This window comes from Pseudomonas sp. S3_E10 (genome assembly GCF_054667615.1).
In genome coordinates this window covers 4,383,898-4,406,978 of record NZ_CP162743.1, presented here as the reverse complement: position 1 = coordinate 4,406,978, position 23,081 = coordinate 4,383,898, and the positions used below count along the sequence as shown (strand labels likewise).

The 23,081-nt window shown below is 60.9% G+C and carries 25 protein-coding genes; 10 read left to right on the top strand and 15 right to left on the bottom strand.

The window, feature by feature from the left end; genetic code table 11:
- Positions 1 to 182: 182 nt before the first annotated feature.
- Positions 183 to 581: a DUF2177 family protein gene (locus AB4N98_RS20230; protein WP_017527543.1), complete on the bottom strand. Its 399-nt coding sequence runs from the start codon at positions 579 to 581 to the stop codon at positions 183 to 185.
- Positions 582 to 633: 52 nt separating this feature from the next.
- Positions 634 to 1,470 carry a CvfB family protein gene (locus AB4N98_RS20225; RefSeq protein ID WP_017527542.1) on the bottom strand — a complete coding sequence of 279 codons (837 nt, stop codon included), beginning with the start codon at positions 1,468 to 1,470 and terminating at the stop codon, positions 634 to 636.
- Between the two features lie 323 nt (positions 1,471 to 1,793).
- Between AB4N98_RS20225 and AB4N98_RS20220 the strand changes: the two genes are divergently transcribed.
- From AB4N98_RS20220 to AB4N98_RS20210, 3 genes are all read left to right on the top strand, one after another.
- Positions 1,794 to 1,973, top strand: a complete 180-nt coding sequence (locus tag AB4N98_RS20220) for a hypothetical protein (RefSeq protein WP_017527541.1) — start codon at positions 1,794 to 1,796, stop codon at positions 1,971 to 1,973.
- 205 nt (positions 1,974 to 2,178) lie between these two features.
- Positions 2,179 to 2,901: a TorF family putative porin gene (locus AB4N98_RS20215; protein ID WP_065878130.1), complete on the top strand. Its 723-nt coding sequence runs from the start codon at positions 2,179 to 2,181 to the stop codon at positions 2,899 to 2,901.
- Between the two features lie 66 nt (positions 2,902 to 2,967).
- Entirely contained in the window at positions 2,968 to 3,834 is an 867-nt protein-coding gene (locus AB4N98_RS20210) for a DUF6279 family lipoprotein (RefSeq protein ID WP_017527539.1), read from the top strand.
- Here the strand turns inward: AB4N98_RS20210 and copD are convergent.
- The 5 genes from copD to AB4N98_RS20185 all read right to left on the bottom strand — a co-directional run bounded on the left by copD (position 3,831) and on the right by AB4N98_RS20185 (position 8,201).
- Entirely contained in the window at positions 3,831 to 4,712 is an 882-nt protein-coding gene (gene copD, locus AB4N98_RS20205) for a copper homeostasis membrane protein CopD (RefSeq protein ID WP_460148882.1), read from the bottom strand. The genes AB4N98_RS20210 and copD overlap by 4 nt on opposite strands.
- On the bottom strand, positions 4,709 to 5,095 hold the full coding sequence (copC, locus tag AB4N98_RS20200; RefSeq protein ID WP_017527537.1) for a copper homeostasis periplasmic binding protein CopC: 387 nt from the start codon (positions 5,093 to 5,095) through the stop codon (positions 4,709 to 4,711). Before copC ends, copD begins: the two co-directional genes overlap by 4 nt.
- A gap of 50 nt (positions 5,096 to 5,145) precedes the next feature.
- On the bottom strand, positions 5,146 to 5,964 hold the full coding sequence (locus AB4N98_RS20195) for a copper resistance protein B (protein ID WP_065878134.1): 819 nt from the start codon (positions 5,962 to 5,964) through the stop codon (positions 5,146 to 5,148).
- Between the two features lie 10 nt (positions 5,965 to 5,974).
- On the bottom strand, positions 5,975 to 7,687 hold the full coding sequence (locus AB4N98_RS20190; RefSeq protein WP_217855291.1) for a copper resistance system multicopper oxidase: 1,713 nt from the start codon (positions 7,685 to 7,687) through the stop codon (positions 5,975 to 5,977).
- Positions 7,688 to 7,811: 124 nt separating this feature from the next.
- The gene (locus tag AB4N98_RS20185; RefSeq protein WP_017527534.1) at positions 7,812 to 8,201 is read right to left on the bottom strand and encodes a hypothetical protein; all 390 of its coding nucleotides are present in this window, start codon (positions 8,199 to 8,201) and stop codon (positions 7,812 to 7,814) included.
- 152 nt (positions 8,202 to 8,353) lie between these two features.
- Between AB4N98_RS20185 and AB4N98_RS20180 the strand changes: the two genes are divergently transcribed.
- Positions 8,354 to 8,629: a hypothetical protein gene (locus tag AB4N98_RS20180; protein ID WP_017527533.1), complete on the top strand. Its 276-nt coding sequence runs from the start codon at positions 8,354 to 8,356 to the stop codon at positions 8,627 to 8,629.
- Between the two features lie 51 nt (positions 8,630 to 8,680).
- Here AB4N98_RS20180 and AB4N98_RS20175 read toward each other — a convergent pair whose 3' ends face one another.
- Positions 8,681 to 10,027 carry a DEAD/DEAH box helicase gene (locus tag AB4N98_RS20175; protein ID WP_003193110.1) on the bottom strand — a complete coding sequence of 449 codons (1,347 nt, stop codon included), beginning with the start codon at positions 10,025 to 10,027 and terminating at the stop codon, positions 8,681 to 8,683.
- 193 nt (positions 10,028 to 10,220) lie between these two features.
- Here AB4N98_RS20175 and AB4N98_RS20170 point away from each other — a divergent pair, with 193 nt between their 5' ends.
- Positions 10,221 to 11,519, top strand: coding sequence for a mechanosensitive ion channel family protein (locus AB4N98_RS20170; protein ID WP_017527532.1), 1,299 nt, complete (start codon positions 10,221 to 10,223; stop codon positions 11,517 to 11,519).
- A 21-nt stretch (positions 11,520 to 11,540) separates the two neighbouring features.
- Here the strand turns inward: AB4N98_RS20170 and AB4N98_RS20165 are convergent, their stop codons facing one another.
- From AB4N98_RS20165 to AB4N98_RS20155, 3 genes are all read right to left on the bottom strand, one after another.
- The gene (locus AB4N98_RS20165) at positions 11,541 to 12,407 is read right to left on the bottom strand and encodes a carboxylate/amino acid/amine transporter (protein ID WP_017527531.1); all 867 of its coding nucleotides are present in this window, start codon (positions 12,405 to 12,407) and stop codon (positions 11,541 to 11,543) included.
- Between the two features lie 203 nt (positions 12,408 to 12,610).
- A complete protein-coding gene (locus AB4N98_RS20160) occupies positions 12,611 to 13,210 on the bottom strand; it encodes an FMN-dependent NADH-azoreductase (RefSeq protein ID WP_017527530.1) in 600 nt (199 codons plus the stop codon).
- Between the two features lie 151 nt (positions 13,211 to 13,361).
- Positions 13,362 to 13,676 (bottom strand): 3-phosphoglycerate kinase, encoded by a 315-nt coding sequence (locus tag AB4N98_RS20155; protein WP_065878143.1) that lies wholly within the window; start codon positions 13,674 to 13,676, stop codon positions 13,362 to 13,364.
- A gap of 49 nt (positions 13,677 to 13,725) precedes the next feature.
- Here AB4N98_RS20155 and AB4N98_RS20150 point away from each other — a divergent pair, with 49 nt between their 5' ends.
- The 4 genes from AB4N98_RS20150 (at position 13,726) to AB4N98_RS20135 (ending at position 17,949) form a co-directional block, all read left to right on the top strand.
- Positions 13,726 to 14,649: a LysR family transcriptional regulator gene (locus AB4N98_RS20150; RefSeq protein ID WP_003175418.1), complete on the top strand. Its 924-nt coding sequence runs from the start codon at positions 13,726 to 13,728 to the stop codon at positions 14,647 to 14,649.
- A gap of 14 nt (positions 14,650 to 14,663) precedes the next feature.
- A complete protein-coding gene (locus tag AB4N98_RS20145) occupies positions 14,664 to 15,467 on the top strand; it encodes an alpha/beta fold hydrolase (protein WP_017527527.1) in 804 nt (267 codons plus the stop codon).
- A 3-nt stretch (positions 15,468 to 15,470) separates the two neighbouring features.
- Positions 15,471 to 16,034, top strand: a complete 564-nt coding sequence (locus tag AB4N98_RS20140) for a peptidylprolyl isomerase A (protein ID WP_017527526.1) — start codon at positions 15,471 to 15,473, stop codon at positions 16,032 to 16,034.
- A gap of 82 nt (positions 16,035 to 16,116) precedes the next feature.
- Entirely contained in the window at positions 16,117 to 17,949 is a 1,833-nt protein-coding gene (locus AB4N98_RS20135; RefSeq protein ID WP_065878145.1) for an ABC transporter ATP-binding protein, read from the top strand.
- A gap of 90 nt (positions 17,950 to 18,039) precedes the next feature.
- Here AB4N98_RS20135 and AB4N98_RS20130 read toward each other — a convergent pair whose 3' ends face one another.
- On the bottom strand, positions 18,040 to 19,164 hold the full coding sequence (locus AB4N98_RS20130) for a GNAT family N-acetyltransferase (RefSeq protein WP_065878147.1): 1,125 nt from the start codon (positions 19,162 to 19,164) through the stop codon (positions 18,040 to 18,042).
- A 283-nt stretch (positions 19,165 to 19,447) separates the two neighbouring features.
- Between AB4N98_RS20130 and AB4N98_RS20125 the strand changes: the two genes are divergently transcribed.
- A complete protein-coding gene (locus AB4N98_RS20125) occupies positions 19,448 to 20,770 on the top strand; it encodes a putative porin (protein WP_017527523.1) in 1,323 nt (440 codons plus the stop codon).
- A 75-nt stretch (positions 20,771 to 20,845) separates the two neighbouring features.
- Here the strand turns inward: AB4N98_RS20125 and AB4N98_RS20120 are convergent, their stop codons facing one another.
- From AB4N98_RS20120 to AB4N98_RS20110, 3 genes are all read right to left on the bottom strand, one after another.
- Entirely contained in the window at positions 20,846 to 21,079 is a 234-nt protein-coding gene (locus AB4N98_RS20120; protein WP_017527522.1) for an anti-sigma factor family protein, read from the bottom strand.
- On the bottom strand, positions 21,073 to 21,687 hold the full coding sequence (locus AB4N98_RS20115; protein WP_017527521.1) for an RNA polymerase sigma factor: 615 nt from the start codon (positions 21,685 to 21,687) through the stop codon (positions 21,073 to 21,075). Before AB4N98_RS20115 ends, AB4N98_RS20120 begins: the two co-directional genes overlap by 7 nt.
- A gap of 143 nt (positions 21,688 to 21,830) precedes the next feature.
- A complete protein-coding gene (locus AB4N98_RS20110; protein ID WP_017527520.1) occupies positions 21,831 to 22,952 on the bottom strand; it encodes a beta-ketoacyl-ACP synthase III in 1,122 nt (373 codons plus the stop codon).
- Positions 22,953 to 23,081 lie beyond the last annotated feature (129 nt).

Here is a 23,081-nt window from a genome sequence, read left to right as displayed (position 1 = left end):
TACCGGCCTGCGCTTCCGTTGCGGTGGTGCATACGGGAGGCGGCATGGTTTGTATACGAGGCAGTCAGCAGAATACGTGCCAATAGCACACAATCCCTCTAACACGGGACACCAAAGACACTGACGTGGGTTTAGTCGTAAGGGCTACGCTCAGCAACGGTGCATAGGGATCCTGTACACAATCATCGGTGCACCCGTTGTGCACACAAGTAGCCAACCGTGCAGCAAGCGGCGCTCAGGAAGGTTCCCCAGACCATGTCCATCAGCGCCAACCCGGCGGACCAGCCTTGCAGCGTGGCCCAATTGCTCAGGTCATACGTGCCGTAGGCAACCAGGCCAAGCAGCGCCCCCAGGCGCGCAGAACGCTGCCAACTGACGCTGGGCAAGACCACGAACACCACGCAACCAAGAACGTATAAGAGATAGAAGAGTACAGCGGGCAACAGCCGTGGCTGATCGAGCATCAGCGGGCCCAGCAGGGATTTGTAGGTAGGGCCCATGAGGACGCCGAGCCAGAGCCCGTCCAGGATCAGAAAGGCGAGCAAAGTGCCGAGGTAGGCAAACAGTATTTTCTTGGACATGGACGCAGCCTCTGTAGGCGCCGATTGGCGCCTACAAAAGAGCAAAGCGCATTCAGCTTAGTTCAATGCGATCGGCATGAATCACAATCTGGCCCTGTTTGTAGAGCGCACCAATGGCTTTCTTGAAGTTGCCTTTGCTCACGCCGAACAAGTTGCTGATCAGCACCGGATCGCTCTTATCGCTGACCGGCAGGGTGCCGTTGTTTTCGCGCAACTTGGCGAGGATCTTCGAGTTCAGGCTGGAGGCCGCTTCCTGGCCAACCGGCTGCAGGCTCAGGCTGATGTTGCCATCGGCGCGGATCTCTTTGATAAAACCTTTCTCTTCCTTGCCTGGGCGCAGGAACTTGAACACTTCGTTCTTGTGGATCAGGCCCCAGTGCTTGTTGTTGATGATCGCCTTGAAGCCCATGTCAGTGGCTTCGGCCACCAGCAGGTCGACTTCCTGGCCGACCTGGTAGTTGGCCGGGGTTTTGTCCAGGTAGCGGTCAAGACGTGCGGTCGCGGTAATACGCTTGGTGTGCTTGTCGAGGTAGACGTGCACGACGCAATATTCACCGGCGGTCAGCTGACGCTTTTCTTCCGAATACGGCAGCAACAGGTCCTTTGGCAAACCCCAATCGAGGAAGACACCAATACTGTTGACTTCCACTACTTTCAAACTGGCGAATTCGCCAACTTGAACTTTGGGTTTTTCGGTGGTCGCGATAAGTTTGTCATCGCTGTCCAGATAAATGAAAACGTTAAGCCAGTCTTCATCTTCACTGGGAATATCTTTGGGGATATACCGATTAGGCAAGAGGATTTCGCCATCTTGCGCACCATCGAGGTACAAACCAAAGTGAGTGTGTTTAACCACTTGCAAGCTGTTGTAGCGCCCGACTAAAGCCATTTCCAATACCCTCATTGCGTGGGCGGCATTCTACCCGAGTTGCGCCCGCCACGCGCGCGCACCTGAAAAATCGCGGCCTGGCGTGGCCTTCCAGTGGCACCGCCCCGCTCGTCCGATCAATCGGCTGAATTTCGTCCCGCCGCCAGCGCCGATTCGCCGCGTGGTTTCGAGTTAAAACAGTAAGTTAGCGGCTAATTTCCAACAGCAAGTTTGCCGATGATTCGACGCAACGCTTATTCCTGGGGGGATATTTACCAAGCAATTGTCAAGTATTTCCTGTACGATGCCTGGCCAAGTTAATTTTCTACAGGTTAGTGGCCGCCATGCGCGTAAAAGCATCCAACAGCAAAGCAAAGCCAGCTCCCGCCGTTGAAACCAGCGAATCGATCAACAACCAAATCGCGGCTTTCCTCAAGTCCGGTGGCGAAATCCAACAAATTGCCAAGGGCGTCAGCGGCCAGACTTTCGGCCCATCCAAGCAGATCAGCCTGGGTAAAAAGTAAAGCCTCGCAACATGCCTGGTCCCTAAGCGTCTTGTTCTCAAGGCGCTAGGACTAGAGTCCGCAATACCTCGCCCACCCATTCAATATCGTGCTAATCGACGAACGGGCCTCACCGCCTGGCATACGTCGGTATCCTTGCACACGTCTAGCACGGGCATCTGCCCGATTTTCCCGTTACTGCTCCTCGCTTTTCATGGAGTGAAGCATGCTTAAACCCTGCATTTTCCTGGTCTGTGCCTTAGTGGCTTGCCCCCTCGCCGAAGCGCAGATTTTCCAGCGCGAGTTGGGCGACTTCGACCTCAAATTAGGCACCACGCCCAGCCGCAGCATGGCCCAGGGCCTGGTCAAGCCCACCTCACCGGGCAGCGATTCGTTCCATGGCGGTCTGGACCTGAGCCACGACAGTGGGCTGTACTTCGGTCAATTTTCACCCAACATGGGGTTTTCTTCGGCCAATACCCTCGAAGTCGACTCCTATATGGGTTTCAAACATCCCTTCGACCAGACACTGGGCTACGAAGTGGGGTTGATTCACTACAGCTATCCCAAGCTCAGCCCACTCGACAGTCAGGAGTTCTACGGCGGCCTGAACCTGCTGGGCAATCGTTTCGGCGCCTCGTTCAGCAACGATCCGGACCGCCAGGACAGCACCCTGTTCGCCGACCTGGGCGGCACCCAGCCCTTCGGCATCGGCGTGAGCATGAAGTACACCACCCATCAATTGGGCACCCCGGCCTCGGTGGAGGGCGGCACCATCAGCAGTTTCAGCGACTGGTCGGTGCAGTTCTCCCGCGCGTGGAAGGGCGTTGACCTGAACCTGATCTACAGCGACTCCAGCCTCAGCGGCGGCGATTGCTCAGCCTATTCAGGGCACAATTCGCAATGCGACGGCCTGTTGACCTTGAAGGCCGTGCGGCCGTTTTATTGATGGGCTGAACTGTCGCCCTCGGCGTGGGTTCACATGCATTAACCCACTCTGCGCCAGGACCTACCCATGCTGCGTCGGCTCAAACTGCTGGTGATACTGCTTACCCTGAGCCTGGCGCTCGCCGGCTGCAATCGCGTAGGCCTGGCCTATCGCAACCTGGATGTGATCATCCCCTGGACCCTCAACGACTACCTGGACATGAACGCCGGGCAAAAGAGCTGGTTCAACGACACGCTCAAGGAACACCTGGCCTGGCATTGCACCACGCAATTGCCCGGTTACCTGGACTGGCTCGACCGCCTGCAACGGATGGTCGATGACAACCAGGTCAACGACGCCGCGCTGCAAAGCCGTACCCTCGAGGCCAAACAGGCCATCGCCGACGTCGCCCGCGAAATCACGCCGTCAGCCATCGAGTTGCTCCAGGGTCTGGATGATCAACAAGTCCAGGATATGAACGAGGCGTTGGCCAAGGACCTGCGCAAACGCCAGGACGAATACCTCAAGCCGCCGCTGGCCGAGCAAATCAAGCAACGCGCCGAGCGCATGACCAAACGCCTGGATACCTGGATGGGCCCGCTCAGTGCCGGCCAGCAGAACCGCGTCATGGCCTGGTCCATCGCCCTGGGTGAGCAGAATACGCAGTGGATAGGCAACCGTGCGAACTGGCAGGCGCAATTTATCGACGCCGTGCGACAACGCCACAACGCCGACTTCCCGCAAAAGATGCAGCAACTGCTGGTGGACCGCGAAAGCCTGTGGACGCCCGAATACCGCGCCGCCTATGCCCAGACCGAAGCCGCCGCACGCAGCCTGCTGGTCGATCTGATGGCGCAAAGCACTGCGCAGCAACGCCGCAAGCTCACGCAAAAAATCGACGGCGTACGCAGCGACTTCAAGGCACTCAAATGCCTGAAGAGCGCCGCGCCCTAAACAGGTGACAGTGTCCCCAGCCAGGCCACCAACCCGAGTATCAGCACCACGGCGCCAAACTCCAGGGCCATGCTGCGCCGCAGTGCGGCAATGGCCGGCTCAGTGTCGCCCGCCGCTACGGCGCGTTGCAGAAACGGCGTGAGATGGAAGCGATTGAGCGCCGCCAGCCCCAACATCACGCCGAACAAGCCCAATTTCAGGCTCAACAGCAACGCGTAGTTGCCGCCGGTGAGGCCGTCCAGATTCGGCCCCACCACCCATAGATAATTCGCCACCCCGCTGACGATCAGCACGGCGACGAACCCCGCGCCGATTCGCTCGAACCCCGCCAATGCAGCGGCCAATGCCTCAACGCGGCGCGCGTCCGGCACCGACGCGCGCATCAGCAACAGGCCAAACGCCGCCAACGCACCCACCCACCCCGCCGCCGCCAGCAGGTGCGCACCGTCGCTGAGCATGTGCCACACCCCTTGCGCGCCCTCGTGCATCGCGCCGTGCCCGCTCCACATCAGCGTCACCAGGGCAACACCGCCAAACAGCGTGGCCAGATGCAGGCTGGCGCTGAAGGCGACCAGCACCAGCGCCGCCAGGCGCAGGCACGCTGTCCATCCCAAGTCTGTCTGCGCCAGCATCATGTACAGGTGCGGCCACAACGTCGGCCAATCCGTGGCTCCGCTCATGGCCTGGGTGATGCTCAACATCGATGCGATCGACAGCAACACGCCAAGGCCCGCCGTACACCCCAGCAGTCTCTTGAAATTCAACAGCGTACGCTCTGCGGCCTTCAGCCCGTAGAGGCCAAAAAGCCCCAGGCCAAACACCAGCATCAGGTCCAGATAAAGCGCGAAGCGCAACAGGATTTGGCTCAGTTCGCTCATGGCTGGACGCTGAACACGACGTTACCGGTGATCGGGTGGGTATCGGATGACACCGCGCGCCAGTCGACCCGGTAGGTGCCTGCCGTCAGCGCAGACGCAGGCTTGATCAGCATGACTTTGGGGTCAGTGCCCGCCGCCACACTGGCCTTCACCGGCATCGGCGAATTGGGCATGCCGGGCATATCGGTCATGGTCAGCTTGGCCCCGGAAAACTGCGTCAGCAGGTTTTCCGAGAAGCGCAGTTCAATCACCCCCGGCGCGGCCCCCTGGGCACCGGCCGCAGGGGCGGAGGACAGCAGTTTCGGATGGGCCGAAACCGACACGCTGAACATTAATCCGGCCCATAGGGCACCTCCCGCTAACGCAGTTTTCAACATCGACATGCAAGGCTCCAGGCCGCTCCAGGCGGCGAGTTATAGGTATAAGAAAAAGCTCAAAACCACAGGCGCACACCGACGACCCAGCGCCATTGGCTGATGTCTTCGTCTTCTTCCCGGGCGTAGTGCGCCGTCTGGCCATAGGTGCGGTTCCAGCTGACACCCACGTAAGGCGCAAACTCCCGGCGTATTTCGTAACGCAAGCGCAGGCCCAGTTCGCTCTGCGACAAGCCCGCCCCCACGCCACGCTGCGGATCGTTTTGCGCATAAAAGTTGAGTTCGGCGGTCGGCTGCAGAATCAGGCGATTGGTCAGCAGGACGTCGTAATCCCCTTCCAGCCGCGCGGCGGTGCGTCCCGACTCGCCGACAAACAGCGTCGCCTCGGCTTCGACGTTGTACAGCGCCATGCCCTGCACACCGAACGCGGCCCAGGTTTGGCTGTCATCGGGCTTGAAGTCCTGGCGCACGCCACCCACCACATCCCACCATGGGCTGATCGCATGCCCCCACAACGCCTGGGCTTCGGCGCTGTCGGTACGCCCGGCGCTGCGCTCGCCTTCGCTGCGCAGCCACAGGCGGTCGACGTCACCGCCGACCCAGCCCTTGACGTCCCAATTCAGCGCCCCACTGCCTTCACCGCCCTGCCATTCCAACTGGTTGAACAGCAGCATCGAATGCACGGCACTGTCATGCACGTTGTGCCCGCCCGGCTCGTTGTACACCGCCGCGCGGTCCGCGTCGGTCAGCACCGGGATCGGCGTGCGGCTTTCGGTCAACGCCGGCACTGCGGGGCTCATCCCCTGGAACTCTTCTTCGGCGGTCGCCAGCGAACTGAACACCAGCGCCATGCAAACCGCTAAAACCCGGTGGCTCATATTCGCTTCCTTATTCATGCACGCGCACTTCACGGAACATGCCCATTTCCATGTGGTACAGCAGGTGGCAGTGATAGGCCCAGCGGCCCAAGGCATCGGCGGTCACGCGGTAACTGCGGCGCGACCCCGGCGGCATATCAATGGTGTGTTTGCGCACCTGGAACTGGCCGTTCTCGTCCTCCAGGTCGCTCCACAGGCCATGCAAGTGGATCGGGTGACTCATCATGGTGTCGTTGACCAGTACCAGCCGCACGCGCTCGCCATAGGTGAGTTGCAGAGGCTCGGCATCGGAAAACTTCACACCATTGAATGACCAGGCGAACTTCTCCATATGCCCGGTGAGGTGTAACTCGATGGTACGCGTGGGATCACGGCCATCAGGGTCCTCGAACGTGCTGCGCAGGTCGGCGTAGGTCAGCACCCGCCGGCCGTTGTCGCGCAGGCCGATACCGGGGTCGTCGAGCTTGGGCAGCGGGTTCATGGCCTGCATGTCCACCAGCGGGTTGTTTGCCTCGCTGGCCGGGTGCGCCTGCATCGGCATCGCGCCCATGCTGTGGTCCATGCCTTCCATTGCGGGCATATCCGCCATGGCGCCGTGGTCCATGCCGCCCATGCTCATGTCTTGCATGCTCAGCCAGACACGTGGGTCGAGCGGCGGCACCGGGGCCACCGCGCCGGCCCGCCGGGCCAGGGTGCCTCGGGCATAGCCGGTGCGGTCCATCGATTGGGCAAACAAGGTGTAAGCCTCGGCCGTGGGCTCCACCAGCACATCAAAGGTTTCGGCGACCGCGATGCGCAACTCATCCACGCTGACCGGCGTCACCGGCTGGCCGTCGGCGGCGATGACGGTCATTTTCAGGCCCGGAATGCGCACATCGAAATAGGTCATCGCCGAGCCATTGATAAAGCGCAGGCGAATCGTCTCCCCGGCCTGAAACAGCCCGGTCCAGTTCCGACCGGGCGGCTGGCCGTTGAGCAGGTAGGTGTAGGTTTGGCCGCTGACGTCGGCAAGGTCGGTGGGGTTCATCTTCATCTGCGCCCACATCCAGCGGTCGGCAACGGTGGCCGACCAGCCCTGCTTGCCCACATCGCGCGCAAAATCACCCACGGTAGGTTTGTGCAGGTTGTAGTAATCGGACTGCTTTTTGAGGGTCTTCATCAGGGCCACCGGGTCTTCGTCGGTCCAGTCCGACAGCATCACCACGTAATCGCGCTGATAGGTGTAAGGCTCGGGCTCCCTGGGGTCGATCACCAAAGGGCCGTACACGCCCTGTTGCTCCTGGAACCCCGAATGGCTGTGGTACCAGTAGGTGCCGTGCTGCTTGAGCGTGAACTGATAGACAAACACGCCGCCCGGCTCGATGCCCTTGAAGCTCAGCCCTGGCACGCCGTCCATGGTCGAAGGCAGCACAATCCCGTGCCAGTGAATCGAGGTAGGCGCGGCCAACTGGTTTTTTACGCGCAGGGTCACGGTGTCGCCTTCGCGCCAGCGCAACAGCGGGCCGGGCAGGCTGCCGTTGATGGTCAACGCGGTGCGCGCCTGGCCGGTAAGGTTGACGACGGTCTGGCCGATGAACACATCAAATTCAGTGCCCGCCAGCACCGTCGGCTGGTCGGGGCTGGTCAGCGCCCACACCGGGGGGCGCCAAAGCCCGAGCCCGCCCAACAGGCCGCCGGCGGCCAGGCCTTTGACGAAAGTGCGTCTGGAGGTAGTGGAATGCATGCCGATTCAAGTCCATGAGTTGAATGGCAGCAGATTAGGCGGCGCCGGCTGTCAGCAACCTTAGCGGCAGATTACCGATCCGACAGTTTCGCGCCGGCCAGGCGGGTGCCGGCGCGTGATGAGGTCAGGCGATCTGGGCCTTGGAGGCCACGTCGGCAAATGTCGCTGGGTCCAGCGCATCCGCTTGCTCGTCCAGCACCTGGCGCGGGTGGTCATTGCCCGGAATGGAACTGTCGATCAGCGCCAGCAATTGCGCGCCCAGCGCCGTCAAAATGAAATTCTCGCCATTGCCGCCCTCTTCCTCCGGGCGTGATTCGATAAAACCGCGCTTGAACAGCAACGCCTCGTAATCGGCGGCGGTCTTCTTCAGCGCATCCAGGTTGCCGGTGTCCTCGCCTGCCGTGGCCTTATCCGCTGCTTCCTGTTCGGCGTATTTGCGTGGGGCAAAGCTGCCTTCGCCGTTCTGCACTTCATGCAGCAGACGTTCGATCAAATCCCAGTTGTAAGTCGTCATCCTGATTCCTCCTGCAGGCGAAAAAGTAGCCCGTCATAAGGAGTGACACACCGCGTCGGCAGCCGTTCAGCCAAACGGACGAGCGTCACTTCTCTGAACTTTCCAGACGTTCGCCCCCTCAACCGCACATCATTACCAAGGAGGTCCGAACCATGAGCACCCTGAAAACCCTGGCCATCGCCGCCGCCCTGCTTACCGCCCTGCCCGCCTGGGCCTGCACGCCCGAAGAAGCCACGGCCAAGCGTGAAGCGCTGGCCAAGGAAGTCACCCGTTTGACCGAGCAAAACCCGACCCAGGCCAAGGAGATGAATGCCGAGCTACAAAAAATGGACCTGGACACCGAAAGCGCGCGATTGCCCGATAAGTGCCAGTTGATCGACGCACGCCTCAAAGAGCTGAAAGAAGCCGCCGCCAAGGCCAAAAACTGAAGGCAAAAAAAACCGGACAATGTCCGGTTTTTTTTCACAGCAGCCGGCGCCTTACTCGGCAGCGGGTGCTTCTGGCTTGCGGCGCTTGAGCGGGGCCATGCCGTCCTTGCTGACGAGCGACAGGTTGTCGGTCTTCGGCCGGTTGGCGATCTTGCGCTTGGTCGGCGACTTGGCGCCGGTTTTCTTCTTGTCACCCTTGGCGTCGGTCTTTTTCTTCTTCACCCCAACTGCCTTGCCCGAGGCCTTGACCTTTTTCGGCCCGGTGTAGGTGCCTTTGACTTCCTTGATGGTACGGCGCTCGAACGACTGCTTGAGGTAGCGCTCGATGCTCGACATCAGGTTCCAGTCGCCGTGGCAGATCAGCGAGATGGCCAGGCCATCGTTGCCGGCACGCCCGGTACGGCCGATACGGTGCACGTACTCGTCGCCGCTGCGCGGCATGTCGAAGTTGATCACCAGATCCAGGCCGTCCACGTCCAGACCGCGGGCAGCGACGTCGGTGGCGACCAGAATCTTCACGCCACCGGCCTTGAGGCGGTCGATGGCCAGCTTGCGGTCCTTCTGGTCTTTTTCGCCGTGCAGCACGAACGCCTTGTATTCCTGGGCCACCAGGCGACCGTAGATGCGGTCGGCCGCCGCGCGGGTGTTGGTGAACACGATGGCCTTCTGATAGGTCTCGTTGGCCAACAGCCAGTTGAGGATCTGCTCTTTGTGCACGTTATGGTCGGCAGTGACGATCTGCTGACGCGTGGTCGCGTTCAGGTCGCTGACGTTGTTGACCTGCAAGTGCTCAGGGTTGTTCAGCACCTTGGCGACCATGTCGCGCAGGGTCGAACCGCCGGTGGTGGCGGAGAACAGCATGGTCTGCTGACGGTTGACGCATTCGCCGACCAGGCGCTGCACATCGTCGGCAAAGCCCATGTCGAGCATGCGGTCGGCTTCGTCCAGCACCAGCACTTCGACTTCCTTGAGGTCAAGGTTGCCGGCGTTGAGTTGCTCGATCATGCGGCCCGGGGTGCCGATGAGGATGTCCGGCACCTTGCGCAGCATGGCCGCCTGGACCTTGAAGTCTTCGCCGCCGGTGATAATGCCGGACTTGATGAACGTGAACTGCGAGAAGCGCTCGACTTCCTTGAGGGTCTGCTGGGCCAACTCGCGGGTCGGCAGCAGAATCAGGGTCTTGATGCTGACGCGGACCTTGGCCGGGCCAATCAAACGGTTCAGGACCGGCAGGACGAACGCGGCGGTCTTGCCGCTACCGGTTTGAGCCGTCACCCGCAGGTCACGCCCTTGAAGCGCGAGCGGGATGGCCGCTGCTTGCACAGGCGTAGGCTCGACAAATTTAAGCTCGGCCACGGCTTTGAGCAGGCGTTCGTGCAGGGCGAATTGGGAAAACACGGGTGCTACCTCGAAGAAATACAAAATATCAGCTGCATAGGGTAACGGTTTCGGGCGTCCAAACCGAGTTTCTTTACGCGCACGGGGCTAAACAGCTGATTTTTGTCATGGAATTTATACGCAAGGTCAACTTTGCAGCACTTAAATGCTCTAATCGCCCCATCTTGTCTTAACAGAAGAATCGGTTTCACCCATGGATATCAAACAGCTCTGGCTCAACGTCCAAGACCTCTGGGGCGCCCTCGACGAACACCCGATGCTGCATGCCAGCCTGGGTTTTCTGGTGTTGCTGGTCGTCGCCCTGTTACTCGGACGGGTGGCGCGTTACCTCATCCTCCACGCCGTCAAACTGCTCGGCCGGCAACCGGCGCTGCACTGGCTCAATGACCTGCGGCACAACAAAGTCTTCCACCGCCTGGCGCAGATGACGCCGTCGCTGGTGATCCAGTTCGGCCTGTACCTGGTGCCGGCCCTGAGTAAGACCGCCATCCTGTTTATCGGCAATGTTGCGCTGGCCCTGTCCATTCTGTTCCTGGTGTTGGCGATGAGCGCCCTGCTCAATGCCCTGCTGGACATCTACGCACGCACCGAACACGCGCGTACCCGTTCGATCAAGGGCTACGTGCAATTGGCGAAGATGGTGCTGTTCGTGTTTGGCGCGATCATCATCGTCGCCACCCTGATCGATCGTTCGCCGCTGTTGCTGCTGTCGGGCCTGGGTGCGATGTCGGCGGTAATTCTGTTGGTGTACAAGGACACCCTGCTCTCGTTCGTCGCCAGTGTGCAGCTCACCAGCAACGACATGCTGCGCGTGGGCGACTGGATCGAAATGCCCCAGGTCGGCGCCGACGGCGATGTGGTGGACATCACCCTGCACACGGTCAAGGTGCAGAATTTCGACAAGACCATCGTCTCCATTCCCACGTGGCGACTGATGTCCGAGTCGTTCAAGAACTGGCGCGGCATGCAGGCCTCGGGCGGCCGCCGGATCAAGCGCAGCCTGTACATCGACGCCAGCGGCGTACGCTTTTTGCATGACGATGAAGAAGTCCGCATGACCCAGGTTCGCCTGCTCACCGACTACATCAGCCGCAAACAGGCCGAGCTCAAGGCCTGGAACGAGGCCCAGGGCAACACCGCGCAACTGTCGGCCAACCGCCGGCGCATGACCAACCTCGGCACCTTCCGCGCCTACGCCCTGGCTTATCTGAAAAGCCATCCGGACATCCAGCCGAACATGACGTGCATGGTGCGCCAGATGCAAACCACCGCCCAGGGGGTGCCGCTGGAGATCTACTGCTTTACCCGCACCACGGCGTGGGCCGATTACGAGCGCATCCAGGGCGATATCTTCGATTACCTGCTGGCGGTGCTGCCGGAGTTCGGCTTGAGCTTATATCAGCAGCCGAGTGGCAATGACTTACGCGCGGGGATGTTGCCGGCGGTGGTGGGGGCCAGCCACTTGCCGACCACCGAACACCGCGCTATATAACGCCTCGGCTCAGCGGTGTGCTCAGGCGCGGGTCGGGGCTTTGCGCACACCCAACCGACTGATCCACACCGCCCCCAGAATCACCAACCCGCCCAATGCCAAACGCCCCAGCGGCTCGTGCTGGTTCCAGATCAGCAAGTTCAGCAACAACCCCACCGGCACATGCAGGTTATTCATCACTGCCAGCGTGCCGCCATGCACCAGGCACGCGCCTTTGTTCCACCAATACATGCCGAGCGCGGTGCTGACCAGGCCCAGGAACACCAGCACGCCCCATTGCAGCGGCGCTTGCGGCAGGAAATCGGCCTTGGCGAACAACAGGAATGCCGGCAGCACCACCAACAAGGCGCCGAGGTAGAAGTAGCCGAAACGCCGGTAATGCGGCAGGTCACTCGGATAACGCGCCACCAGGTGCTTGTACATCACTTGCCCGGCGGCGTAGGTGAAGTTGGCCAGTTGCAGCAGCAAAAAGCCCATCAGGAAGTGCGGGGTAATCTGGTCGAAACGAATCACCGCCGCGCCCGCCACCGCCACCAGTGCGGCGACCAGCGCCCACGGGTTGAAGCGTCGGTTGAGGGCATCTTCGATCAAGGTCACGTGTAACGGCGTAAGAATGGTGAACAGCAACACCTCCGGCACCGTGAGCACACGAAAGCTCAGGTACAGGCACACGTAGGTCACACCGAACTGCAGGGCGCCGATCACCAGCATGCCGCGCATGAACGCAGGCTCCACCGAGCGCCAGCGCGTCAGCGGGATAAACACCAGCCCGGCCAGTACCACACGCACCAGCACCGCGAAGTAGCTGTCGACGTGGCCGGCGAGGTATTCGCCGATCAAGCTGAAGGAAAAAGCCTGTATCAGGGTGACAACCAGTAGATAGCCCATGCGCGCCTCGTTTTGAATGGGCGCGACATTAAAGGTTTTCGGGATGTGAAGAAACTCGGGGCAAAAAAAACCCGACCTCGCTAAAGCGTCAGTCGGGCAGGAGCACTCAGGAGCAACAAGTGCAAAGGGAGGTTCGATACGCGTACTTGAAGGGTTTGCGTGAAGCGATATAAACACCGGGCGATTACGTGACGATTAAAGGATCACGCCACCTGGGCGATCAGCGCCTTGGCGTGATTGATGCCCTTCTCCTGGAAGTCACCGCTCAGGTTCACCCCTTCGGCATGGATGAAAGTCACATCGTGAATCCCGATAAAGGCCATGACCTGGCGCAGGTACGGTTCCTGGTGATCGGAGCTGGCGCCGGTATGAATGCCGCCGCGAGCGGTGAGCACAATGGCGCGCTTGCCGGTCAGCAAACCCTGCGGTCCGGTCGCGGTGTACTTGAAGGTCACGCCGGCCCGCAACACGTGGTCCAGCCAGGCTTTCAAGGTGCTCGGGATGGCGAAGTTGTACATCGGTGCAGCCATGACCAGCACGTCGGCGGCCAGCAGTTCGTCGGTCAACTCGTTGGAGCGGTCCAGAGAAATCTGTTCGTCGTCGTTGCGCTGCTCCGCCGGTTTCATCCAGCCGCCGAGCAAGTTGGCGTCCAGGTGCGGCACCGGTTCACGGGCCACGTCACGCACGGTGATCCGATCCGCCGGGTGGGCGGCCTGCCATTGGCTGATGAACTGCCGGGTCAATTGGCGGGAGATCGAATCCGTTTGGCGGGCGCTGCTTTCGATGATCAGAACGTTGGACATGGCTTCGTAGGCTCCATCTGAAACTGCTGTAAGTCGATGGAGAAAAGATTAACCAAGGCTCATTCGATAAAAAAGCGCAAAAAACTGCTGCAACCCATCTAGAAATTTGTTGATAAGCGGAGTATTCCTGTGGGCATGCTCCGCTGCCGCTTTATTTCGGCGCGCAAGCCAGGGCAATACGCATCTTGATAATGGCGCGGTTGAACTTCACCGTGGTGTTGGTGCTTTTGCCCGCCGGTACCGTGACCGTGCGACGTCGCGGCGCTTCCGGGCCGTTGGTGAAGGTTACCGAGCACACCGCGTCTCGGGTGCCGTAGTTATTGAGTTGAATCGAACTGATGTCGCCGTCCACATCGGAGGCGGTGTAGTCCACGCTCACGCCATCGATCTTTTTGGTCACGTCGATGGGGTAGGCGAACGCGCTCATCGGCAGCAGCGCCAGCAACACACAACAGAATTTTCTCATTCGGCAGTCTCCAATAAGGACCGCCAGCTTAGGACAAGAGGAACCTATCTTGAAAGCGCCCCGCGTTACCCTCGATCAATGGCGCACGCTGCAAGCCGTGGTCGACCATGGCGGCTTCGCCCAGGCGGCCGAAGCGCTGCACCGTTCGCAGTCCTCGGTGAGCTACACCGTGGCCCGCATGCAAGACCAGCTCGGCGTGCCACTGCTGCGCATCGATGGGCGCAAGGCGGTGCTGACCGATGCCGGCGAAGTGCTATTGAGGCGCTCCCGGCAGTTAGTCAAAAACGCCAGCCAACTGGAAGACCTCGCCCACCATATGGAACAGGGCTGGGAAGCCGAAGTGCGGCTGGTGGTCGATGCCGCCTACCCTAACGCACGCCTGGTACGTGCGCTCAGCGCTTTTATGCCGCAGAGCCGTGGCTGCCGCGTGCGCCTGCGTGAAGAGGTGTTGTCGGGCGTCGAGGAACTGCTGATCGAGGGCGTGGCCGACCTGGCGATCTGCGGCTTCAGCATCCCCGGTTACCTGGGCACGGAAATGAGCGACGTGGAATTCGTCGCCGTGGCCCATCCCGAGCACGCCCTGCACCGCATGAATCGCGAGCTGAGCTTCCAGGACCTGGAAAGCCAGATGCAAGTGGTGATCCGCGACTCCGGCCGCCAGCAACCCCGCGATGTGGGCTGGCTCGGCGCCGAGCAGCGCTGGACCGTCGGCAGCCTGGCCACCGCGGCATCCTTCGTCGGCAGCGGCCTGGGCTTTGCCTGGTTGCCCCGGCACATGATCGAGCGCGAACTCGCCGAGGGCGTGCTCAAGCAACTACCCTTGGAGCAGGGTGGCAGCCGCCACCCTACGTTCTATTTGTATTCAAACAAGGACAAACCCTTGGGGCCGGCGACGCAGATCCTCGTGGAACTGCTGCGCACCTTTGACACGGCCCCGCTGGATGCGCCTTTCGCCGCTCCCCGGCAAGCCTGAAACGGAGTTCATGCATGGCCTGGTTCGACCACGACGACTGCAGCCTGCACTACGAGGAATACGGCCACGGCACCCCGCTGCTGCTGATCCACGGCCTCGGCTCCAGCAGCCAGGACTGGGAACTGCAAGTGCCGGTACTGGCCAGGCACTACCGCCTGGTCGTGGTCGACGTTCGCGGCCACGGGCGCTCCGACAAACCCCGCGAGCGCTACAGCATCCAGGGGTTTGCCCATGACCTGCTGGCACTGTTCGACCACTTGAACCTGCCGCCCGCCCATGTAGTGGGCCTGTCCATGGGCGGCATGATCGCGTTTCAGTTGGCCGTGGACCAACCCGCCCTGGTCAGGAGCCTGTGCATCGTCAACAGTGCCCCCGAGGTAAAAGTGCGCAGCGCCGATGATTACTGGCAATGGGCCAAGCGCCGGACCCTGGCCCGCGTACTCAGCCTGAGCACCATCGGCAAGGCGCTGGGTGACCGATTATTTCCCAAACCGGAGCAGGCCGACCTGCGCCGCAAGATGGCCGAACGCTGGGCAAAAAACGACAAACGTGCTTATCTCGCCAGCTTCGATGCGATTGTGGGCTGGGGTGTGCAGGAACGACTTTGGCGGATTACCTGTCCAACCCTGGTCATCAGCGCCGACCACGACTACACCCCCGTGGCCCAGAAAGAAATCTATGTAAAACTGCTGCCCGATGCGCGACTGGTGGTGATCGAGGATTCCCGTCACGCCACGCCCTTGGATCAACCCGAAGTCTTTAACGCTACCCTGCTCGACTTTCTAACGACCGTCGACACCACTACCCAGGATCACTGACCCATGCTGAAAAAAATCGCCTTCTTTGCCGGTTCCGCCTTGTTCGCTGCCAACCTGATGGCGGCTGAGCCGGCCAAGGCGCCGCACGTTTTGCTCGACACCACCAACGGCCAGATTGAAATCGAACTGGACCCGGTGAAGGCGCCGATCAGTACCAAGAACTTCCTGGCCTATGTCGACAAGGGCTTTTACACCAACACGATTTTCCACCGGGTGATCCCAGGCTTCATGGTCCAGGGCGGCGGCTTCACCCAGCAGATGTCGCAAAAGCCGACCGAAGCGCCGATCAAGAACGAAGCCAGCAACGGCCTGCATAACGTGCGCGGCACACTGTCGATGGCCCGCACCTCGAACCCGGATTCGGCCACCAGCCAGTTCTTCATCAACGTGGCCGACAATGCCTTCCTCGACCCAGGTCGCGATGCCGGTTATGCCGTGTTCGCCAAAGTGGTCAAGGGCATGGACGTGGTCGACATCATCGTCAACTCCCAGACCACCACCAAGCAGGGCATGCAAAACGTGCCAATCGATCCTGTGATCATCAAGTCGGCCAAGCGCATCGACTGAGGTTTGCAGGAAGCTTCGCGCGTAGCCCACTAGGCTGCGCGCGCATTTGAAAGGAGAGCCCGCCCGGCGGGCGTCAACCCTAATGCTCTATCGTCGTTTTGAACAACTGATCGATATTTTCCGCGACGCCCCCAGCGCCGCCCCGCCCGATAAAGTCCTGCCCTTCTACCTCTACTACCTGCGCCAGGTGTGGCCGTGCTTTGCCGCGCTGCTCGTGGTGGGGCTGGTCGGCGCATTGATCGAAGTCGCGCTGTTCAGCTACCTGAGCCGCATTATCGACCTGGCCCAGGGCACACCGCCCGCCAACTTCTTCCAAGTGCACAGCGCCGAGCTGATCTGGATGGCCGTGGTCGCCCTGCTGCTGCGGCCGATTTTCAACAGCCTGCATGATCTGCTGGTGCACCAGACCATCAACCCCGGCATGACCAGCCAGATCCGCTGGCAGAACCACAGCTACGTGCTCAAGCAGAGCTTGAATTTCTTCCAGAATGATTTCGCCGGGCGCATTGCCCAGCGCATCATGCAAACCGGCAACGCCCTGCGTGACTCTGCGGTGGCAACCGCGGAGGCCATCTGGCATGTATCGATCTACGCCATCACTTCGCTGGTGTTGTTTGCCGAGGCCGACTGGCGGCTGATGATCCCGCTGATCACCTGGATCATTTGCTACTGCCTGGCTTTGCGTTACTTCGTGCCAAGGGTCAAGGAACGCTCGGTGATGTCTTCCGAAGCGCGCTCCAAACTCATGGGCCGCATCGTCGACGGCTACACCAACATCACCACCTTGAAGCTGTTCGCCCATACGCAGAATGAGCAGGAATACGCCAAGGAAGCGATCATTGAGCAAACCGAAAAAACCCAGCTGGCGGCACGCGTGCTCACCAGCATGGATGCGGTGATCACCGTGCTGAACGGTCTGCTGATCGTCACCACCACCGGCCTGGCCCTGTGGCTGTGGACGCAATCGCTGATCTCCGTAGGCGCCATCGCGCTGGCCACGGGCCTGGTGATTCGCATCGTCAATATGTCCGGCTGGATCATGTGGGTGGTCAACGGCATTTTCGAAAACATCGGCATCGTGCAGGACGGCCTCAAGACCATCGCCCAACCATTGGCGGTGGTCGACCGCGACAACGCCCCACGCCTGAGCGTGCCCCACGGCGAAGTGCGTTTTGAACAGGTGGATTTTCACTACGGCAAACGCAGCGGGATCATTGGCGACTTGAACCTTGAGATCAAGGCCGGCGAAAAAATCGGCCTTATCGGCCCCTCGGGGGCGGGCAAGTCGACACTGGTCAACCTGCTGCTGCGCCTCTATGACCTGCAAGGCGGGCGCATTCTGATCGACGGCCAGAACATCGCCGAGGTGGCACAGGAGTCCCTGCGCGAGCGGATCGGCATGATCACCCAGGACACCTCGTTGCTGCACCGCTCGATCCGCGACAACCTGCTGTACGGCAAGCCCGACGCCACCGACGAAGAACTCTGGGCCGCCGTGCACAAGGCCCGCGCCGATGAGTTCATCCCGCTGCTGTCGGACGCCGAAGGCCGCACCGGGCTGGATGCCCACGTGGGCGAACGCGGGGTGAAACTGTCGGGCGGGCAACGCCAGCGCATCGCTATCGCCCGCGTACTGCTCAAGGACGCGCCGATCCTGATCATGGACGAAGCCACCTCGGCGCTCGACTCGGAAGTCGAGTCGGCGATCCAGGAAAGCCTGGAGACCCTGATGCAAGGCAAGACGGTAATCGCGATTGCGCACCGCTTGTCGACCATTGCGCGGATGGATCGCCTGGTGGTGCTGGAAAAAGGCCAGATTGCCGAAAGTGGCAGCCATGCCGAGCTGCTGGCGCATAAGGGGCTGTATGCCCGGTTGTGGCAGCACCAGACCGGGGGGTTTGTGGGTATCGATTGAATACTGCCCCGCCTCTACCACAGCGGGCTTGCTCCCGATAGCGCTGGGGCAGTCAACAGTGCGTTGACGGGTTAGTGCTATCGGGACGACTCACGCCTGCCGATAAGGCAGGGCCGCCCTCGCCTCTTCGGCATAGGCCACAATCCCCACCCGCTCGCGCTCGAGGAAGTCCTCCACGGCATTCTTCAACCCCGGATGACGCAGGTAGTGCCAGGAACGGGTGATCACCGGTTCGAACCCGCGAATCAGTTTGTGCTCGCCCTGGGCGCCGGCGTCGAAGCGTTGCAGGCCCTGAGCGATGGCGTAGTCCATGCCCTGGTAAAAACAGGTTTCGAAATGCAGGCGATCGAATTCCGCCAGGCAGCCCCAGTAGCGACCATAAAAACTGTCACCCCCGATCAGGCTGAAGGCCATGGCAACGGGCCGCGGGCCTTGCTTGGCCAGTACCACGCGGATGGCCTGGGGCATGCGTTCGGCCAGCAGACTGAAAAACGCGCGGGTCAGGTACGGGGCCTGGCGGCGTACCGCGTAGGTGTTGGCATAGCAGGCGTAGACAAAATCCCACTGCGCCTCGCTCAGTTCACCACCTTGCAACCATTCGAAATCGATGCCCTGCCCCGCCACTTGTTCACGTTCTTTACGCATCTGCTTGCGCTTGCGTGAACTGAGGGCGTCGAGGAAATCCTGGAAGTCGCGATAACCACGGTTCTGCCAATGAAACTGGCAGCCCAGGCGCTGCATCCAGCCCGGTTGCCGGGCCAGCGCCTCATCGGCCAACGCATCGGTGAAATTGACGTGCGCACTGCTAAGCCCTTCGATTTCCAGATAACCCGGCAGGCTGTTGAGCAGTTCAAAGCCATCCTCGGCGTTGGCGGCCAATAGCCGTGGCCCGCTGACCGGGCTGAAGGGCACGGCCGTGAGCAGCTTGGGGTAGTAGTCGATACCCGCCCGCGCACAGGCGTCGGCCCAGCCATGGTCGAACACATACTCACCGTAGGAATGCCACTTGCGATAACCCGGCAGTGCCGCCACCAGCCGATCACCCTCCCAGTGCAGCAAATGCTCGGGCCGCCAGCCCGATTGCGGGCCCAGGCTGGCGCTGTCTTCCAGTGCGCTCAGGAACGCATGCCGCACAAAAGGCTGGGCCTGCGGCGCGAGGGCGTCCCACACCTGCGGGTCGATTTCGGACAGGCTGTCCAGGCGTTGCAGCGGCATCGGCATCCTCACTACTTCAGGGCGTGAAAGCCTGGCGAGTATCGCTCATCGGCGGGCCTGGCACACCTTCAAATCGCACGACAAGGCTCTAAACCATTAGTTCCAAGGCTGAGTGATTTGTCATGTAGATGACATCACTTCGCCACTGCTGCGTCATAAACCCTCGCGATACTGACGCCTGTTTTTAGAGCGCCTGGTTCTAGCAGGCGGCTATTTTTCCGTCCGTCATCGGTCGGTTGTGTCCTGGATGGTTTGCCATCCCTCCTCACTTTCGGAGATTGATATGCGTCTTGCTTCCACTAAAACTGCGGCGGCCCTGTGCGGCGGCCTGTTACTGGCCCTGAGCGTTCCGGCCAGCGCCGCAGTCGACGCTAAATTGCTCGACATGCTCAAGGCCAACGGCCAGATTACCGCTGCGCAGTACACCGAACTGCAAAGTGAGTTGGCCAAAGACCAGAAAGAACAGCAGATCGCACGGCAAGCTCAACAAGAGACCAACGAACAGATCGCGGCCACCGCGAAAAAAACCAACGAGCTGAGCAGCTTCGACCAGAAGCTGGCCTGGGCCGCCAAGACGCAGTTCAAGGGTGATGTGCGGTTCCGTCAGGAAACCATCAAGATCGATGGCGAACCCAACAACGGCGGGCGCGACAAGGACCGTCAGCGTATTCGTGCCCGCCTGGGCGCCTACACCGAAATCAACCCGCAAGTGGACACCGGTATTCGTATCGCCACCGGCGGCGGCGACGATGCGCGTTCCACCAACCAGGACCAGGATGGTTACTTCGACAAGAAGTCGATCTGGCTGGACCTGGGCTATATCGACTACCACCCCGACCAGATCAAGAACCTGCACGTGATCGGCGGCAAGATGCTGCAACCCTGGGTCAACATGGGCGACGTGATCTGGGATAGCGATATCAACCCGGAAGGCCTGGCCCTGACCTACAAGTACCCATTGGGTGGCAGCGCCGAGGTGTTCGGCAGCATCGGCAACTACAACCTCAAGGACAACGTGGACGGCGACGGCGTGCAGTTCCGTCACGACCTGCGCCTGACGGCCGGCCAACTGGGTTCGCGCTTCGCGCTGACCGACAACCTCAAACTGACCGTGGGCGGCAGCGTGTACGCCTACCAGAACGATGAGGACAGCCGCTGCACCACGACCACCACGCCATGCGCCCTGGCGGTCAACGGTAACTCGGCCAACGAAGAGTTCCGCCTGTACGAAGGTTTCAGCCAACTGGACATCGGCGGCCTGGCTGTTCCGCTGTCGCTGTATGGCCAATACGTGAAAAACAACGACGCCTCTACCGATCAGGACACCGCCTGGTTGCTGGGCGCCAAGTCCAAGGTGTTCGGTTTCAACCTGGACTACAACTACCGCGATACGCAACGTAACGCCGTGGTGGGTGCCTTCACCGACTCGGACTTTGCCAACGGCACCACCGGCTCGCGCGGGCACAAGCTCAAAGTGGGTTACGACATCGACAAGAACTTCGCGGTCGGCGCCACCTACTTCCTGACCAAGGCGGATTTCGCCAGCCGCACCCAGCGTGACGCCAACGCCAATACCTTGCAGTTGGATGCCGAGGCCAAGTTCTAAACAAGCAGCGTCAAGCGGCAAGCGGCACGCTTCAAGGAGAAGCGCGTCACTTGCCGCTTTTGATTTGCAACCGCCTTACAGATCCTTGAGCCGCTCGGCCGCCAGCCGCTGCGCCAGGGCATCAGCCTCTTTCACCGGCTCCTGCGGCATGATCTTCAGCGTCGCCTGCAGCAGGCGCATCTGACGAATAAACCGGCGGCAGTTCGGGCAGAACATCAAGTGATGACGCACCAGCAGACGCTCGCGAAAGGTCAATTGCCCATCGAGATAATCACTGGATCGCGCCACTTGTTCCTTGCAGGTCAACATTCGCCCGTTTCCTCAAAATGCTCCACCGTGGCGAAGACTTTCAGCCGCGCTCGGTGCAACAGCACACGGACATTGGAGAGCGTGAGGCTCAGGAGATTACAGATCTCTTCCAATTCCAGGCCCTGGCGCTCGCGCAGCACCAGCACGCTGCTTTGCAGTTGCGACAAACTGAGTAACGTATGTTCCAGGCATTTGCGCAGTTCGTCTTCGGTGAGCAGCGCTTCCGGCGTGTCCTGGTGCCAGGCATACGGGGCAACAGCCCAGTGACCGTCGTCGGGGCTGAAGCGATCATCGCCGATGGTGCCGTGGGGCGACGGTAAATCGTCGAGCAGCACTTCGCGACGATTCTGTTTGTAGCGGCCCTTGGCAGCGTTGGCGGTGATGGTCAGCAGCCAGGTCTTGAGGCTGGAGCGCCCTTCGAATTTGCCCAGGTTGCGCACCACCGACAGCCAGGCGTCCTGCACCACTTCATCGGCATGGCGCTGGCCGACAATCGCATAAGCCACCGCGCGCATGGCGCTCTGGTAGGTGACGACCAATTCCTTGTAGGCCCGCTGCTCACCCTTGAGCAAACGTTCAAGCAGGTGCGTGTCGTCCACTGCTGCCATCGTTAACCTCGATCTTGCCGTGGAATACGGTCAATGTGGGAGCGGGCTTGCTCGCGAAGGGGCCGTGTCAGCCACAGTATCCGGTGACTGGCCGAGCGCTTTCGCAAGCCCGCTCCCGCAGTTGATCGCGCGCCAGCGCATTCTCAGCGCTTGCGCAGGATCACGCTGCCGATTGAATAGCCCGCGCCAAACGAGCTGAGTACCGCGACCGCGCCCTTGGGCAGATCATCCTGATAAGTGTGAAACGCAATCACCGAACCGGCCGAGCTGGTATTGGCGTACGTATCGAGAATCACCGGGGCCTCTTCCACGGTAGCTTCGCGGCCCAGCAGCTTCTTCACGATCAGGTGGTTCATGCTCAGGTTGGCCTGGTGCAGCCAGAAGCGCTTCACATCAGCCACCTCCAGCTGGTTTTCCGCCAGATGCACGCCGATCAGCTCGGCCACCATCGGGCACACGTCGCGGAAGACTTTGCGGCCTTCCTGCACGAACAGTTTGTCCGGCGCGCCGATGCCTTCCTCCGCCGCGCGGTTGAGGAAGCCGAAGTTGTTGCGGATGGTATTGGAGAACTTGGTCAGCAGCTTGGTGCTCACCACGTCGAACTGGTGCTTGGAGGTCGCCAGGTCGGCGCGCTCGAGGACGACCGCCGTGGCCGCATCGCCAAAGATGAAGTGGCTGTCGCGGTCGCGGAAATTAAGGTGACCGGTGCAGACCTCCGGGTTGACCATCAAGATCGCCCGGGCCTGGCCCAGCTGGATGCTGTTGGCGGCATTCTGGATGCCGAACGTGGCCGAGGAACACGCCACGTTCATGTCAAAGCCGAAGCCTTCGATGCCCAGGGCTTCCTGGACTTCGATGGCGATCGCCGGGTAAGCACGCTGCAGGTTGGAACAGGCGACGATCACGCCATCGATGTCGGCGGCGGTCTTGCCGGCGCGCTGCAAGGCTTGCTCGGCAGCGCCGATAGCCATCTGGCAGAGTACCGACCACTCGTCATTGCTGCGCTCGGGCAGGCGCGGGGTCATGCGTTGCGGGTCAAGGATGCCGTCCTTGTCCATCACAAAGCGGCTCTTGATGCCGGATGCCTTCTCGATAAACGCCGCGCTGGATTCGGTCAGCGCCTGCACGTCCCCGCGCTCGATGGCGGCAGCGTTGTCGCGGTTGAACTGTTGCACATAGGTATTGAAAGACTGCACCAGCTCTTCGTTGGAGATGCTGTTGGCAGGGGTGTACAGGCCAGTGCCGCTGATGACGACGTTATGCACGGTCGTTCCTCTATGTCTGTCAGGCAGAAGATATTGGTACCGTCGTACCAAACTTTAAGTAGTTTTATTCCGCCTGGCGGACATCAAACTGGCAATGCTTTATTCCATCGGGCCGCCGCCGTTTGCGGC